General features: G+C 55.2%; 12 protein-coding genes and 1 pseudogene. 11 read left to right on the top strand and 2 right to left on the bottom strand.

Translation table 11 applies throughout. From position 1 onward, the window contains the following. Positions 1 to 38 precede the first annotated feature (38 nt). The 5 genes from CU103_RS29070 to CU103_RS29055 all read left to right on the top strand — a co-directional run bounded on the left by CU103_RS29070 (position 39) and on the right by CU103_RS29055 (position 4,732). The gene (locus CU103_RS29070) at positions 39 to 485 is read left to right on the top strand and encodes a recombinase family protein (protein WP_425350678.1); all 447 of its coding nucleotides are present in this window, start codon (positions 39 to 41) and stop codon (positions 483 to 485) included. Positions 486 to 500: 15 nt separating this feature from the next. Next, a complete protein-coding gene (locus CU103_RS31845) occupies positions 501 to 1,796 on the top strand; it encodes a DUF4158 domain-containing protein (protein ID WP_210203855.1) in 1,296 nt (431 codons plus the stop codon). Then, complete coding sequence (locus CU103_RS31840) at positions 1,778 to 3,310, top strand: Tn3 family transposase (protein WP_210203854.1); 1,533 nt, start codon at positions 1,778 to 1,780, stop codon at positions 3,308 to 3,310. Before CU103_RS31845 ends, CU103_RS31840 begins: the two co-directional genes overlap by 19 nt. Then, on the top strand, positions 3,282 to 4,184 hold the full coding sequence (locus tag CU103_RS29060; RefSeq protein ID WP_342588918.1) for a tyrosine-type recombinase/integrase: 903 nt from the start codon (positions 3,282 to 3,284) through the stop codon (positions 4,182 to 4,184). The genes CU103_RS31840 and CU103_RS29060 overlap by 29 nt, the downstream gene beginning before the upstream one ends. A 152-nt stretch (positions 4,185 to 4,336) precedes the next feature. Continuing rightward, positions 4,337 to 4,732 (top strand): hypothetical protein, encoded by a 396-nt coding sequence (locus tag CU103_RS29055; protein ID WP_146147890.1) that lies wholly within the window; start codon positions 4,337 to 4,339, stop codon positions 4,730 to 4,732. A 226-nt stretch (positions 4,733 to 4,958) separates the two neighbouring features. Here CU103_RS29055 and CU103_RS29050 read toward each other — a convergent pair whose 3' ends face one another. Then, entirely contained in the window at positions 4,959 to 5,945 is a 987-nt protein-coding gene (locus CU103_RS29050; RefSeq protein WP_170117146.1) for a YiiX/YebB-like N1pC/P60 family cysteine hydrolase, read from the bottom strand. Positions 5,946 to 6,295: 350 nt separating this feature from the next. On the opposite strand from CU103_RS29050, the gene thyX reads away from it, so the two are divergent. The 6 genes from thyX (at position 6,296) to CU103_RS29020 (ending at position 13,757) form a co-directional block, all read left to right on the top strand. Then, positions 6,296 to 7,219 (top strand): FAD-dependent thymidylate synthase, encoded by a 924-nt coding sequence (gene thyX, locus CU103_RS29045; RefSeq protein ID WP_106667521.1) that lies wholly within the window; start codon positions 6,296 to 6,298, stop codon positions 7,217 to 7,219. Continuing rightward, positions 7,212 to 8,591, top strand: a complete 1,380-nt coding sequence (locus tag CU103_RS29040) for a DNA methyltransferase (protein ID WP_170117145.1) — start codon at positions 7,212 to 7,214, stop codon at positions 8,589 to 8,591. The genes thyX and CU103_RS29040 overlap by 8 nt, the downstream gene beginning before the upstream one ends. Positions 8,592 to 8,732: 141 nt before the next feature. After that, positions 8,733 to 9,752 (top strand): phosphoribosyltransferase-like protein, encoded by a 1,020-nt coding sequence (locus CU103_RS32950; protein ID WP_106667519.1) that lies wholly within the window; start codon positions 8,733 to 8,735, stop codon positions 9,750 to 9,752. Between the two features lie 10 nt (positions 9,753 to 9,762). Further along, positions 9,763 to 11,772 carry an ORC-CDC6 family AAA ATPase gene (locus CU103_RS29030; protein WP_106667518.1) on the top strand — a complete coding sequence of 670 codons (2,010 nt, stop codon included), beginning with the start codon at positions 9,763 to 9,765 and terminating at the stop codon, positions 11,770 to 11,772. A gap of 3 nt (positions 11,773 to 11,775) precedes the next feature. Further along, positions 11,776 to 12,723, top strand: coding sequence for a hypothetical protein (locus CU103_RS29025; protein WP_106667517.1), 948 nt, complete (start codon positions 11,776 to 11,778; stop codon positions 12,721 to 12,723). 290 nt (positions 12,724 to 13,013) lie between these two features. Beyond that, complete coding sequence (locus CU103_RS29020; protein ID WP_106667516.1) at positions 13,014 to 13,757, top strand: DUF5677 domain-containing protein; 744 nt, start codon at positions 13,014 to 13,016, stop codon at positions 13,755 to 13,757. Positions 13,758 to 13,873: 116 nt separating this feature from the next. On the opposite strand, the pseudogene CU103_RS29015 reads toward CU103_RS29020, so the two are convergent. Further along, positions 13,874 to 15,058 (bottom strand): annotated as a pseudogene (locus CU103_RS29015) (RHE_PE00001 family protein). Between the last annotated feature and the right edge of the window lie 41 nt (positions 15,059 to 15,099).

The following is a 15,099-nucleotide window of genomic DNA, read 5'->3' as shown; positions in this document are numbered from 1 at the left end:
TGGTCATTTCGGGTCTCCAACGCGCGAGGACGGCTGTCGTGAGAGAACTCGCGGAACGGCGCAGGGGCGATGTTCTGGTCGTATGGAAACTCGACCGGTTGGGGCGCTCGCTTTCGCATCTGATCCGGATTGTCGAGGAACTGAAGGCGCGTGGCATCGCCTTCCGGTCTCTCACGGAGGCGATGGATACCACGAACTCGCATGGCGCATTGTTCAACCTGTTTGGCTCGCTTGCCGAATACGAAAGAGCGCTGATCACGGAGCGGGTCAATGCCGGCCTGGCTGCGGCGCGCCGGCGGTGTCGCAAGGGCGGCAGGCCTGCGGCGATCGACGCCGAAAAGGTCCTTGCGGCCCTGGAAGGCGGCGCCAGCAAGGCGTCCGTTTGCCGGACTTTCAAGGTACCGCGATCCACGCTGATCGACACACTGAGGCGGATTGGATGGACCGGGCCGGGGAAGAAAGATCCGCCCGACACCTCGCTTTAAGGGCGGGGATGATCGATGTCCTTCCTCGACGCGCAGTCGCGTGCCACACTGTTTGAGCCACCCGAAGCTTATGAAGAGGCCTTGGCGCGCTATGCGCTCTCGGTCGAGGATATTACCTTCGCCAAGGGGCATCGCCGTTCGCACAACCGGTTGGGCTTTGCGATCCAGCTTGCGTTGGTCCGGGATTTGGGGCGGCCGCTGCGCGCGGGCGAAGCTCCGCCTCAGGCAATTGTCTCGGTTGTCGCCGATCAGCTCGGCATCGACCCTGCCGTTTTCGGCCTCTATGCGCAACGTGAGGAAACACGCCGGGAACATGCGCGCGAGATCGTTGCCGCTCTTGGGCTGCGAGCTGTCCGGGCGAGCGACTACCGCAGTCTGATCACCGCGGCAGCACGCCAGGCGGCCGCTACCGAGAAGGGTATGCCGATCGCACAGGCGGTTATCGAGGCGCTGAAAGACGGGAAGCTCCTCGTTCCTGGCCCCGAACTGCTGATACGCCTGGCGATGGCCGGTCGGGCAGCGGCGCGCAGGCATGCCTATCGTGAGTTGATCCGGAGGTTGGCCCAGCCCTCCATTGAGGTCCTTGACCAGCTTGTCGCTGACCGGATTGGAGACCGAAGCCATCTCGGCTGGATCGCGGAAGCACCTGAAGGGGCGAAGCTGAAGAACCTCAAGGGTTTGATCGCCCGCCTTGAGGTTTTGCGGTCCGCCGCCATTCCAGATGAAAGGCGCAAGACGATCCATGCCAACCGCTATGGCATCATCGCCCGGGAAACCCGCATCCTGCATGCGCGTGAGATACGACGCCTAACCGTCGAGCGTCGCTACGCCACGCTGACCGCCTTCGTCATCGAAAGGCAGGCGTCGATCACCGATTTTGCGATCGACATGTTCTGCAAACTGATTGGCAGCGCCCGCCGCAAAGCCGAGGTCAGCCGCAAGGAACGCCGGCTGAAAGAAGCGGAAATCCTTGCCGGTGTGGCGCTCAATCATCTTCAGCTCGGTGAGGCGCTGGTGACGGCACGCGAGGGCAACGCTGATTTTGCCTCGGCGATCGCAGCCAGCATCGGCTGGGAAGGACTGTTGGCCAGTATGGCGGCAGCCACAGCTGTTGTTCGTCCTGATCGCAGCGACGAATTCGACGCACTGGTGGAGCGGCACAAGTCGATGCGCAAGCTGGCCCGGTTCCTGTTCGACGCGTTTTGTTTCCGGTCCTTTCGTCCCGACGATCCGCTTCTGTCCGCAGTGGATCATCTGCCGCGCTCTACCGCGGACGCAAGCTGCCCGCGCACGTGCCGCTTGCTTTCCTGACCCGCAAATGGCGACGACGTGTCCGGTCGGGCGGCGGCGAGATCGACCTCCGCGCCTGGGAAGTGGCGGTGCTCGTCCACCTGCGGGATCGTTTGCGGGCCGGCGACATCTGGGTCGATGGCAGCCGAGCATGGCGAAGTTTTGAAGATTATCTGTTGCCGCGCGCGACCTTCGCCCTGATGCGCGTGGAAGGACGGCTGGGGCTTGCCATCCCGGACAGCTTCGCGGCCTGGCGGGCCGAACGCACTGCCACGCTTGACGCCAAACTGAAAGCCTTGGCTCAAGCGGCTGCGTCCAACGCCATTCCGGATGCGGTGATTTCCGACAAGGGTCTGTCAATCTCGCCCATTCGCGAGGATGAGCGCGAGAGGGTCGTAGCGCTCAGTCGGCGTCTTTATGTCCTCGTTCCACGGATCAGAATCACCAGCCTGCTCGCCGAAGTTCACAGCTGGACCAGGTTTCTCGACAGCTTCACCCATTATCGCACCGGTGAGACGGCGAGCGATGAGGCGGCATTGATGGCGGCGATCCTTGCCGACGCGACCAATGCGGGCGCTGAGCGCATGGCTGAAAGCTCGCGTGGTGTCACGATCCATCAAATGATGCTGATGGTGGACCGGCATCTGCGCTCGGAAACCTATGCCACGGCGACCGCCGTTCTGGTCGATGCGCAGCAAGTCCATCCCTTTGCCGCGATTTGGGGTGATGGCCATATATCCTCCTCAGACGGTCAGTTCTTTCCGGCCGGCGGCCGCGGCGAAGCCAGCCTCGATTACAACGCAAAATATGGCAAGCGGCCCGGCGCCTCGCTCTATGGCTTCCTGTCCAACCGCTTCGCCTCCTTCTTCTCCCGCATGATCCAGGCGTCTGAGAGCGAGGCTCCCTATGTACTCGACGGGCTCCTTCACAACGAAAGCTCAATCGAAATCCATGAGCACGCAACAGACACCGCCGGCGCGACCGAAACGACGTTTTCCATGTTCCATGCCTTCGGCTACAGACTCATTCCGCGTATCCGCAATCTCGGCAATCGCAGGCTGTTCGCCATCGATCCAGATCCGGCTTACGCCCCGCTTGACGCGCTGATCGCGGGAACCGTCAATATGGATGTCATCGAGCAGCACTGGGATGAGGTATTGCGCCTGAAGGCTTCGATCGGCGCAGGTCTGGTGCCACCCTCGGTGATCCTCAAGAAACTTGCCGCATCCCCCCGGCAAAACCGGCTCAATCAGGCGCTGCGCGAAATGGGCCGCATCGAGCGCTCGATCTTCATATATGTTACGTGGAATTGCTTCATGAATTTGGGTGAAAACTGGGAGGGACAGAGTGTCTTCTGCTTCGATAGAGCGGCGTTTCCCCGAGATAGCTTCCGTTCCGCCTGCGCTGACGTGGCTGCGAATGCGCGACGATCTCGGCTGTGCGCCCCGAACCATCGACGCTTACGGTCGTGGTCTAACGGCCTATCTCGTTTTCTGCGCAACCCATTTGATCGATCCCATCAGTGCCGGACGTGACGATATCGCTCTCTTCGTACGCGATCTCACGGACCGGCCCTCGTTCCGACCTCGGAGTGTCGCCGAACATGGTGCTCCCTCTTTTCCGCGCCTCTCTAATGCGACGGTACAACAGCGACTGACTGCGGTCCGTTTATTTTATGATTTTCTCGTCGAGGAGGGCTTACGAATATCCAGCCCGATCGGTCGTGGCCGATATGCGCCTGGAGGACGGGCCGGGGTCAGCCGCCGCGGTCTGATGCCGCGCTTCACCCATTTGCCGTGGATACCCGACGATGAAGCATGGGACGCAATTCTCACGGTCGCCAGCCGTGAGCCAATTCGAAATCGAACAATGCTGGCGCTCGCTTATGATGCCGCTTTGAGGCGCGAGGAGCTGTGTTCCTTGCGAACCGACGATATCGATCCGGCTCGGCGCACAATCAGGGTACGAGCCGAAACGACAAAAGGCCGGCGAGAGCGCGTGGTTCCATATTCGGCGCCAGGAGGAGAGCTGCTTCGCGCCTATCTCGCTCATCGCTCAACTCTCAGCCGGGCACGTGGACCTCTGTTTCTATCGGAGTCGCCTCGTAACTGGGCCGAACCGTTGACGCTTTGGACATGGTCCAAGGTTATCCGTCGGATCGCCCTCGAGGCTGGCGAGCCGCGCTTCAGCACGCACACCTTACGCCACCTCTGCCTGACCGATCTTGCGCGCGCTGGCTGGGAGTTGCACGCGATCGCGACATTCGCCGGCCATCGCTCACCCGACACGACGCTCCAGTATATTCACCTGTCGGGTCGCGAGCTTGCCGCCAAGCTTGCCAGTGGTATGGCACAGATTCACGACTGGAGGATTGCTCTTCTTGCAGCTACCGCGGCGGGGTCGGCATGACCTTGACTAAGCGGAATACTCCGATGTTGAACCTAGCCGAGTTCGATCGATCACCGTCTTTTGCGATTGGTGAGCAAGAAGCGCTCTGGGCCTTACACTGGGATCTCCGGAGGCGGCGTAGCCATAACACGAATCGGCTTGAGTGGTCGCAGGTGGGTCGGCTTCTGGCTCCGCTCGATGCGGCCCGTCTCTACCTCCGCATTCCCGACACACAGCTTCATCGTCGCTCGTCCAAGGATGCCATTGGCGTCGTTCTATTCCGATCTGCCGAAGAAGGTACGCCGTATTGGGGCTGGAACGAGGATGCGTGGGTGCGCCTTATCGGCGAAGATCGTCACGCGTTTGCAAGACGATTGCCAGGTTGGGTGGACCAAACAGTTCGGCCCTATGTTGCCGCCTATGCATATCTATTGTGCGGCTTCGACGCATTCCACCGCCTCGGCAGCTTCAGCCGCATCGCCCTCATACAACGTATCTTTGATCAGGACGACGTCGGTCAGGATCGCAAGACCCGAAAATCGAAGGCTGAAAACGTTCGCGTTCTTTGATTGAAATCGTTCGGTTGTTGGATCGGCCGCGTGTGCTAGCTGATCCTCGTTGCGCTCCGAAATCCTTGGTCTTGAAGGGATTGGAACCGGTGACCTGTAGATGTTTAATCCTTATCGCACTGAACATTAACGATAATATGTTTTTCAAGTTCAGTTGAGGTAGCCTCTTGCTGTGTACTTCGCGAGGCGCCGGATGGTTCGGAGAAAGCCGCTTTCGCTACCATACTTATGGGTGACGCTTGAGCCAATTCTCAGCGATATCGAGGCGGCGCGCGTGTTGCTCCGCTAACATCTGATAGAAGGCCATGAGCATCGCAATGGTTTTTCTGGGCCTCATCGACTGGTAATGTTGGTAGACCTTGGCATTCGCCGCATATCGATTGTCTGTGCGAGACCCCTCAGACAGAGTGCTCTCGCAATACCACCGAACGTCGTCATAATTTCTACTGCCAACATCCTCCATAAGCTGCCCATCGTAGTGCCACGGGTTGATCTCGTGATCGGTCTTCCAAACGTGAAGAAAGCCCGACTCTATATAAAGCTGCAAAACGGCTTCGTCGTATTCGGAATGTTCCAGCACTAATGTGTCCACGTCACTAAGATGTTGAATAGATTTATCAATATTACGAGCGCCGTTGAGAATGTGGTTCGTCGACTGCCGCATCATATCTAACCCGTTGGGATGTATCTGCCAGGCCCGATATTCCTCGTCGGTGACTTCCACCGTAGGGTCGGCAATTTCGACGAGCTTCGCACTCTTCAATAGTTTCTTTGGCGTGCAGAAATCCGTGTTCTTGACGAGATTGAAGCCATTGGCTGCGTAAGCCTGGGCAACGAGACGGCTGCAGAATTGTTTGGGCGTTCCTTTTTTTCCCAGTCCCTGCCAGGCTCTGCCAGCTTCCCAAGTTGCGTACTCGCTTCCGACGCGTTCGCGGACATAGTTGCAGATCTTTACCGCGGTTGCCGGATCCAGCCCACCTTCGACGCGAAGGACAAATACGGCGTTGTGCGGCTCGAAGAACAGTCGTTGTGTGTTAGCGGAGTGAACTCCATCTCCCGTCGCGTCGATGACCGAGCAGTGATCGACATAGAGCATAGCGTGCGAAATCGGGCTGATGGTGGTGGCGCGGATTAGTTTACTAATCCCCGCGTCACTGGTTGTCAGGATCACATCCCCACGTTTGAGCACTTTGTCGTTCAGTCGCTTTTTCATAGTGCCATGTGGTTTGTTGCCTTCGTACATGGGATGCAAATGAGGTATTCAAGACAGATTTGGCAAGCTGACCTTCAAGCCTTCATCCGGCGCCTATCCCAATGTGCTTTATGAACGGCAAGAATTCGAATGTCTTCGATCAAGCTCTCGATCGAACATTTGGGCAGCCGCAAGATCCTAATGATCTTAGACAAGCGTGGGGCTATCGGCAGTTTTACGCGCGCGACGCTGATCCAAAGCGATGCTCCCATCCCTTGAAGGCAATTGGGAAGAAAAAAGGCCTTCTAGATTGTCGCTAGGCCGAATTCACAGTACTGATATAGCGTAGACAGCTACTCTATGAGGATGATTTGGTACAGGAAAATGACTTTGAAAACGGTCTGCGAGACGACTTGAAACCGACGTACCGTGCTGTCTCCATCGGCCTGGAAGAACTTCTCCACAAGACGATTCCTGTGCTCGACCACGGTTTCATCCGTGTGGTTGACTACATGGGAGACGATGCAGCGGTGGTGCAGGCCGCAAGAGTGTCCTACGGTCGCGGGACGAAGAAGGTTAGCGAGGATCGCGGCCTCATCCGATATCTGATGCGCCACTCACATACGACGCCGTTCGAGATGGCCGAAATTAAAATTCACGTTAAATTGCCGATCTTTGTTGCTCGCCAATGGATACGCCATAGAACTGCGAGTGTGAACGAGTACTCTGCCCGGTACTCTATTCTGGACAAAGAGTTTTATGTGCCTGATGCCGCGAATTTGGCTGCGCAGTCCGCCAACAACAAGCAAGGGCGCGAGGACGCGCCTCTAGCCGACAACGGGTGGGTGCTGAACCTTCTTCGTGAAGAGGCTGAGCGCAGCTACGCGGGCTACAACGCTCTTTTGAATGTTTCCGAAGAAGGCATGGTCATTGACAATGGACGTGTTGGCATCGCGCGCGAGCTCGCTCGCATGAACCTGAGCCTCAATTTTTACACACAGTGGTATTGGAAGACGAATCTACACAACTTGTTGAATTTTTTACGCCTACGAGCCGATCCTCACGCTCAATACGAGATCCGCGCATATGCAGAACGGCTGCTTGAAATCACCGAAAAATGGGTCCCTCTGACCTACGATGCGTTCAAGGAGTACAAGCTAGGCGCGGTGACACTCTCGGCTTCAGCGTGGAAGGTCGTGAAAAGCCAGCTTGTTGGTAAATCGATCTCATTCGATGAGAGCGGTCTTTCCCAAAGGGAATGGACCGAGCTTATGTCTGCGCTCAAAGATGAATGAATTTATTCGTCCCCTTCGCGCTCGATCTCTGACGGACTCTGATTTTACCGCAGGGGCTGCGCCAACTAGCACGCAAGTTAAAACACGCGATCTTAAGACCTGGAACTTCGACGCAGACCTTCAGAGTTTGCAAGAAGCATACGACGCCAACGGTTCACCGATGTCGGTCAATTTCCGCGCCCTTGTTCCACTCGGGTCTGGTGTGGATCGAGCCACACATCTTTTTCATTCTTACCCTGCGAAGCTGCTGCTTAACATCCCGCTATTTTTCATAAATTGCACAAAGTACTCGCGACCAAACGACTTGGTCTATGATCCCTTCTCGGGGTCTGGCACTGTCTTGGTTGAAGCTCTATTAGCTGGACGGCGGGCTATGGGCGCCGATGCAAACCCGCTCGCAAGGCTTATAGCTAAAGCTAAGACGACACACCTAACTTCCAATATAATAACAGCAGCACTTGATGCAGTCATCTCTGATGTCGACGCAGCGCGGCAAGTTTCTTTTACTACTACAATCAAAAAGGATATTTGGTTTTCTGAAGCTGTGCTTAGCTCTCTCGGCTCTCTACTTTATTCAATACGAAATAACACAACCGGTTCTGTCCTCGATTTTTTTGAGGCGTGCTTTTCCGCCTGTGTGAAAAAAGTGAGCGTCAGCGATCCGAGACTTTCTGTACCCGTTCGACTAAAGGGAGAGGCGCTCGAAAAGCACATTATACACTCTCCAGACCTTATCGAGCATTTCAAAAAGGTTGTAATGGCAAACTGCGCTCGCTTAAGTAAGATGCCGGAAGGCTGCATTTCGAAAATTTACACCGATGCGCGGCAACATCACCTAGATGGAGAAGCAAAGGCGGACCTCATCATCACCTCGCCGCCTTACGCAGGAGCCCAAAAATACATTCGAGCATCGTCTTTAAGCATTGGCTGGTTGGGAATGGCCCCCGCCAATCAGCTTCGCGAGCTAGAGAAACTAAATATTGGCAGAGAGCACTTTTGCAAATCTGACTACAACGCGGAGAGCGCTTCAGTAGTGTCTAGCGCTGTGGAGGTGCTAAAAAAAATCAAAGCTGTTAATCCTCTGCGTGCTCACATTGCGGTTACTTATCTTCGCGAAATGGACAACGCGGCAGAAAATATCGTTTCACGACTTCGACAGAACGGGCATCTAGTTCTAGTTGTTGGGGATAATATGATTTGCGGCCATAATTTTTCAACTAGTCAGTTTGTGAAAGACATTTTCTCGCGCAAAGGTCTGACAACGACGCTTGAACTAGTGGACGATATACGATCCCGAGGGTTGATGACGAAGCGCAACAAAACCGCCGGAACAATTGAACGAGAGCACGTGATTGTTTTTCAAAAGCGCTGAGGGGACAAAGGGTTCGATAATGCGACAGAGACTGGCGGATACGATAAAAGAAATACGTTTGATGGCAACGGGGCAAGGATGCTCAGAAGCCATCACTAAACACCGGATGTTGGTCCATAAGAAGCTGCCGGTGTAAGTGTGATGAGCCCGTTGGACGAAATCCGAAGCCTGCTTCCGCTTGTGGAAGACGAAGGTGCTGAAAGTACTTGGGACAGCCTTCGCCGACGCATTACCGTGTTGAATTCCGCTTTGTGGGAAGGCCGAGTTAGCTGGCCACTTGTCGAGCGGTGGTTGGAGAATTTCGACGGTCGGAGCGGCCATACCAATGAGGTGGAGCGACTACACGCATTATACCTCCTCGCCCAGTTTCTCTACTACGGCAGCACGGAAATTCGTGTTCTACTACGAGCCCAATACAGAGATCTGTTTCTTATACCTCTTATTCAAGAGGTCCGAAAGGCGTCCGACGACACTCGCGATCTCGATGTGATACGAGCGAGACTTTCCGAAGAATTGAACCGGACGCGGTTTCTTGGGGTGGGAAATCCGTCTGAGAGCGGCGTTCATCTGCTATATTTTTTTAGGCAGGAGAACGGGCTGACTAAGTCGATTTTTCTGGACAACGCAGAAATCACTGAGAGGTTTGTCGGCCCTGGGGGCGTTGTCTCGAGGCAGTTACAGGACACATCCATCAGACGATATATATTTTTGGATGATGTATGCGGCTCGGGGGATACAGCACTCAAATACTCCAGGAACATCTTGCAGGATATTCGGGCGCTCGATCCTGACATCGAATTTTCTTACTTTTCAATCTTCGGAACCGCAGCAGGTATGTCGAATGTGAGGACGAACACGTTGTTCAATGCGCGATCGGCTGCTCTTATCGAGCTGGACGCTAGTTACCGGTGCCTTTCTAACGATTCTCGATATCTTCGGGTGGTACCGGAGCATGTATCTGAGGCAACTGTTCGCGACGTTGCTCTGCATTATGGCAACCTGCTGGCTCCTGGCCACGCGGGAGGTTTTGAAGACAGTCAGATGTTGTTCGGATTTCATCACAACACACCAGACAATACGCTCCCAATAATATGGCGCGAGGTCTCAAACGGCTCTCCGATACCTTGGACACCGATATTTAGACGGTATCCGAAGATTTAGGATTAGAAGCATGGCAATTCGACTAGACGAAAACCCGTTTGACCTCGTTAAGGCATCCGATTTTTCTGCGGCGGAGATCCTTGATTATTGGGTTGATATCGCCGACGAACATGGAGGTCTCGTTAACTTCCTTCAACCTCGACTTTTAATGCCGATGATCCTTGTTGGCGGCAAAGGCAGCGGCAAGACGCATTTGATGCGCTATTGTTCTGCGCCGGTGCAAGCAGCCAGGGCGGGAAGCATAACCGATGCTGTCGTAAAAGATGGTTACCTCGGCATCTACGTGCGAGCCGAAGGACTTAATTCGCAGAAATTCTCGGGCAAGAAGCAGACTGAAGACCTGTGGCTGGCGATCTTCAGCATGTATTTTGAGCTTTGGCTTGTCGCCACTTTTCTCGATGTCCTCAAAAGCTGGCTCAACGAAAACGAGGAATGCGACTACGATTCAAGCGGCTTCGTTTCGGATATCCACCAACTTTTCGACATCAATGTGAAGGGTGAATTTTCGACCATCGACGAGCTCATTGAGTATGTCACACGGTTACGAAAGCATATTGACTATGCGGCTAACAACGTGGCGATCACGGGAACCATGGACCCGGTGGTGATATCTTTCTCGCCTGGAAGTCTTTTCTACGGCCTCCCGCGTATAGCAGCGCAACGGATCCGTGAATTCGAAAAGACGGTATTTGTCTATCTTATCGACGAGGCGGAAAATTTCACTGCCACCCAACAACGGTTCCTCAACAGCTTGATCCGATACCGATCCGGAAATGCCACGGTTAAGGTGGGCGCCAGATTGTATGGCATTCGAACATACGAAACGCTTGGATCAGGAGAACCCATAAAGCGGGGCTCGGAATACGAGCGCGTAGAACTCGATTCCTTCCTACGTGATGAGTCATCAGCGTATGAAGTCTTTGTTGAAAAACTGGTATCGAAGCGGCTTGACCAAGTCGGTCTGACATCGCGGCGTAACGGAGAACTCCGTGATTGCTTTCAAGAGCTAAACAAGGCCAATTTTTACCAGAAACCGACCCTTGAGGCGGTTTCGGGCCGAGACAAAAAAGGAGCCGACAGAACTCATATAGCAAAGCTACGGTCAAATCTTACAAAGGGGTTTGACGCGCCATTGTCATGGGTGGAGCAAATCGTAACGCTGTTGACAATGAAGGATTATCCCCTACTCGAGAAGGTGAACATCCTCTTGCTATACCGAGCATGGGCCGACACAACCGGCGAAATACGCGCGGCTGCTGAATCTATATCAGCGAAAGCGGATGCCTTCATGAAAGGTGGGAAAGTTGCCGCACCCGACTACGAGGATGTCCTAAGCCACTTCGGCTCCGATTTGCTCGCTCAACTCTACAGAGAATGCGGAAAAACCATCCCTTACTGTGGTTGGGAACAGCTAGTTCATTTGTCACAGGGAATCCCGCGGAATCTACTTGGTATTCTGAAGCAAATCTACCGTCGCTCTTCGTTCGCAGGGGAGAAGCCATTCGCCGATGGCGTGATCAGCGTCGAATCCCAATCACTTGGTGTTCTCGACAGCGCCGCTTGGTTCTGGGAGGATGCACAGCCCACGGGAACAGGGGTGGACGTAAGGGAAGCGGTGGAAGCACTGGCGGTGCTCTTCCGAACCGTGCGATACAGCGACAAACCGAGCGAATGTGACGTTGGGACGTTCAGCGTTGATGAGGAGAAACTAACCGAAAACGCACGCAAAGTACTACAAACCTGCGAGAACTGGTCATACCTCATCAAAATCCAGGCAGGGAGCAAAAACAAGAACTCTCACGCCGTCGATGCCAAATACCAGCTTGGCCCTATGCTTGCCCCTAGATGGGGAGTATCGATCCATAGGCGGGGAACGATTGAACTACAGCAAGAACTCGCGAACGCGATTTTAGATCACACGAAGCGGGCATCGCTGGCGTCTCTGATGCGAGGTCGGGTTCAAAACATGTTCATCGAAGTCTCGCGTAATGCCACTGTAAAACAACCAAAACTTCTGTGATCAATGATGCTGCAATTTTTGATTGACTCAAAGCGTCTTCTATCAGCCGATGAGAAACAGCGTAATCGAGACGTTTTTATCTCGGCATATAACGACAATGAACGGGTGAAGTCTACATTTGACGAGGTAAATGCATCTCGGAAGGTTTGGTGGATCTTGCCCGATTACGGATACAGCACCGATGAATATCCTGCAGGACCTCATCTTGTGGATTCGCTACCTGAGAATGAAGCGGAGCTGGTTGTTGAGGGCCTTCGGCGAAGCGGCCTGGCCGATCCGGACATCAAGAGCGTGTGCGTCGACATTACGGGATTTTTGCACCCCCATATCCTTTTGCTTCTGAAATATTTCAAAGCTAATCCGGTCGAAGAACTAGAGTTCATATATACTGAACCAGGCCATTATTCGCGCAAGGTCGAAACGCGCTTTTCTCTGACAGAGACAGTCAGTGTACGCCAAGTCGCTGGTTTTGAAGGATTGCACAACCCCGAGATGGACCATGACGTTGTCGTGGTTGGCATCGGTTATGATCATAGCTTAATTGGCCAAGTAATAGCTAATAAGGAAAGCGCGCGAGTTGTGCAGCTGCATTGCTTTCCCTCTTTGAGTGCAGACATGTACCAAGAGAGCATTTTACGCCTTGACCGCGTATCCGCTGTTTCGACCCAACATGCCGTGGATCTCAATTTTTTCGCGACGGCGAACGACCCCTATGTCACGGCCGCTGTCTTAGATGAGGCCGTGAGTCTGCTAAACAGCAAACAACGCATATCTAACCTATATTTGAGCCCCTTATCAACAAAACCACAGGTTCTGGGTTTCGGGCTGTACTATTTATCAAGGTTAGAGGGCCGTGCTGCTAGCATGATCTATCCGTTCACGGAGAGGTATTCGCGCGAAACGAGCACAGGTGTTGGGAAGGGGTGGGTTTATCCAATCGTTTTCAGCTAAAAAATCGCCGACATCTCCTTAAGCACGAAGCTCATACTTTGCCGCGCCGATAGCGCCGTGACGTCGAGCGTATCCGCCACCATCCCGGCTAGGATTACCGGCCGCGGGCGCCGCCAGCGCATCTCGCCTTGGATGCCCGGAGGAACCAACATTGTCACAGCACAGAACATTGCTGGGAACCGCAGCCTTGCGGAGAAGAACTTCACTCAGGATTCTGGCTGTAGACCGCACTTGGGATGATCTGGACGTTTACCTCCAGCCGTGCAAATTTTCTCTGCCCGGAGGAACCAATGTACGGCTATATCATCGAACTATACAGTGTGACCGTAAAGCATCTTAGCAATCTTAGTTTCGACAAGCGCAGCGAAGTTCACCGGACCCTTATATCGCTCTACGCCACCATCATCGAGCTGACGAACAGCGCCATCATTATTCGCGAGGGCGGCGCATATACTGGCATGGACACATTGCTCAGGTCCGCCATGGAAGCTCATGTGGATCTTATCAATTTAGCGAACAGCGACGGGTATCTGAAGGCGATGCTTGCCGTTTACCACAAGGAGTGGATTAAGCTCGCAGGCGCCGGAGTGAAAGGAGAGAACCCCTTTCTCATCTACTTCAAAAATAACCCTGAAGCGCTAAAGAAGCTCGATCATCATACGGCGGAGCTGAAGGCCTTCACCGAAGCATCAGCTATTCCAAGCAACTATGACAAATTCAAAGCGGCTGGAATGGAAAACGAATACCGGTCAATCTACAACAGCCTCTGCAACGACAGCCATAACAACATCCGGGCGCTCACGTCGCGGCACTTCCGGCCACGGGAGGATGGCCTCGACATGGTGATATTCGACAAACCCACCCGCGAAGACCTCGCCGCAACGCTGGATTCCTTCATCGCCATTCTCAACCAGTCCAACCTCATCATGCACGACTATTTCAAGTCCGACGACGCGGTGAAAGAAGAGCTGGATTATTTCAAGCGGTTTCGGGAAGAGAAGGGCCTGTTGTGGGCGGATTTGCTGGAGGATTAGGTCAGGAGCCAGCGAGAAATATTCGCTGCTTGAAGGTCGGTCTGCTGGCGCGTCAGTGGCATTGCGCCGCACGGGCCCAACCAGTGCGCGACGGGGTCATTTCGTAAGCCGTGGATTTACATAACTCCCCACGCCCGAAACCTCCCCCTCCCGGTCATCTCCCTCAGCCCCAGCTCCAAGACAATCCGCCGCGCCGCCTGCGGCGTCACATCGAGCGTCTTGGCCACCATCCCGGCCGACACCAACGGCTTCGCCATCACGAGCTCGACCAGCTCCGCCAGTCTTGAGGATGTCCGCCGACCCGCCAGTTTTCGCTCCATCATCTGCCGCGCCAGCGCCAGCCGATCGTGTTGCTTGAGGCCGAGCTCGGCGGCGCCAGAAAACCGTGGGCGATGGCGAGCAGCCGGGTCTCCCGGTCTCGATGACGGCGCCGATCGATAGGAATGGTTTTCAGGCCGAGATTGATGGCGGCGAGATGGGCACCGGTGGTGATGCCGGCTTCACGCAGGATCGAAGCGCAAAACAGCCTGCCGAGCCAGGGCGCATGCTGCTGAACAGAGAGTTCGCTCCAGGCATCGAGGACAACGATCGCCTGTAGCACCGGTGGCAGGTCTTGTGTCTGCCGCAGCACCACCTGCCATTCGTCGAGTCTTTCATCCTCACTCCAGTCCGGATCGTAGACCAGAAAATCCTTTTCCGGGGACCCGATGCGGATCGGCGCTCTGTCGCCGGCGATTGCGGCCTCGGATCGGGCCAGCACGGCATCGATGGCGGCAAGCTCTGCATCGAACGCGGCGCCGTCATCACCGTCCTCCCCTCCCCTTCTGCACGCGCGTCGATAGTCGGCTCGGCGGTCCCGGTCCCAGTCACCATGAGCTGCGGTCGGCGCGCCGGCGGCGAGGCCGTGCCCGCGCAGGGAGCGCAGGCCTTCGGCGGACAGCGCCCAGCCGGACGTATGCGCGGCGATGCGCCGGCGGGTTTTCAGCACGTCGCGGGCGATGGTGAGTTCATAGGTTCATAGGTTGGCGTGCGAATATCCTTCGTGGCGTCATGGAGGACGAGGTCTTCGAGATGGACGAGTTCACCGTCGATCCGCAGCGAGGCGCAGGCGTCCGTGAAGTGCGAGCGCTCGACAACCCCTCGCCCACGGGCGAACGGGCGATGCGCTCGTCGAGCCGGCACAGCGCGGCTGTTGCCTCTGTGATGGGCCGCAGCGTAACCGGGGCAGATTTGGCGGCAGTTGCTCGTTGGAGCAGAATTTTTTCGGGATTGCGCAGCCGGGAATTGAAGTAGTTGTGCATAAGCTCCCGCGTCGAATCTAAAGAGCGTTGGCCCCGATTCC

The organism is Phyllobacterium sophorae (genome assembly GCF_003010965.1).
Lineage (GTDB): Bacteria > Pseudomonadota > Alphaproteobacteria > Rhizobiales > Rhizobiaceae > Phyllobacterium > Phyllobacterium sophorae.
The sequence above is the reverse complement of the archived record's forward strand: the minus strand, read 5'-3'. Positions and strand labels throughout refer to the sequence as shown.

Bases quoted from the DNA above. Each gene is read 5' to 3' on its own strand.
- CU103_RS31845 (WP_210203855.1), top strand. From the start codon at position 501: ATGTCCTTCCTCGACGCGCAGTCGCGTGCCACACTGTTTGAGCCACCC.
- CU103_RS29050 (WP_170117146.1), bottom strand. From the start codon at position 5,945: ATGAAAAAGCGACTGAACGACAAAGTGCTCAAACGTGGGGATGTGATC.
- CU103_RS29040 (WP_170117145.1), top strand. From the start codon at position 7,212: ATGAATGAATTTATTCGTCCCCTTCGCGCTCGATCTCTGACGGACTCT.
- CU103_RS32950 (WP_106667519.1), top strand. From the start codon at position 8,733: ATGAGCCCGTTGGACGAAATCCGAAGCCTGCTTCCGCTTGTGGAAGAC.
- CU103_RS29030 (WP_106667518.1), top strand. From the start codon at position 9,763: ATGGCAATTCGACTAGACGAAAACCCGTTTGACCTCGTTAAGGCATCC.
- CU103_RS29025 (WP_106667517.1), top strand. From the start codon at position 11,776: ATGATGCTGCAATTTTTGATTGACTCAAAGCGTCTTCTATCAGCCGAT.
- CU103_RS29020 (WP_106667516.1), top strand. From the start codon at position 13,014: ATGTACGGCTATATCATCGAACTATACAGTGTGACCGTAAAGCATCTT.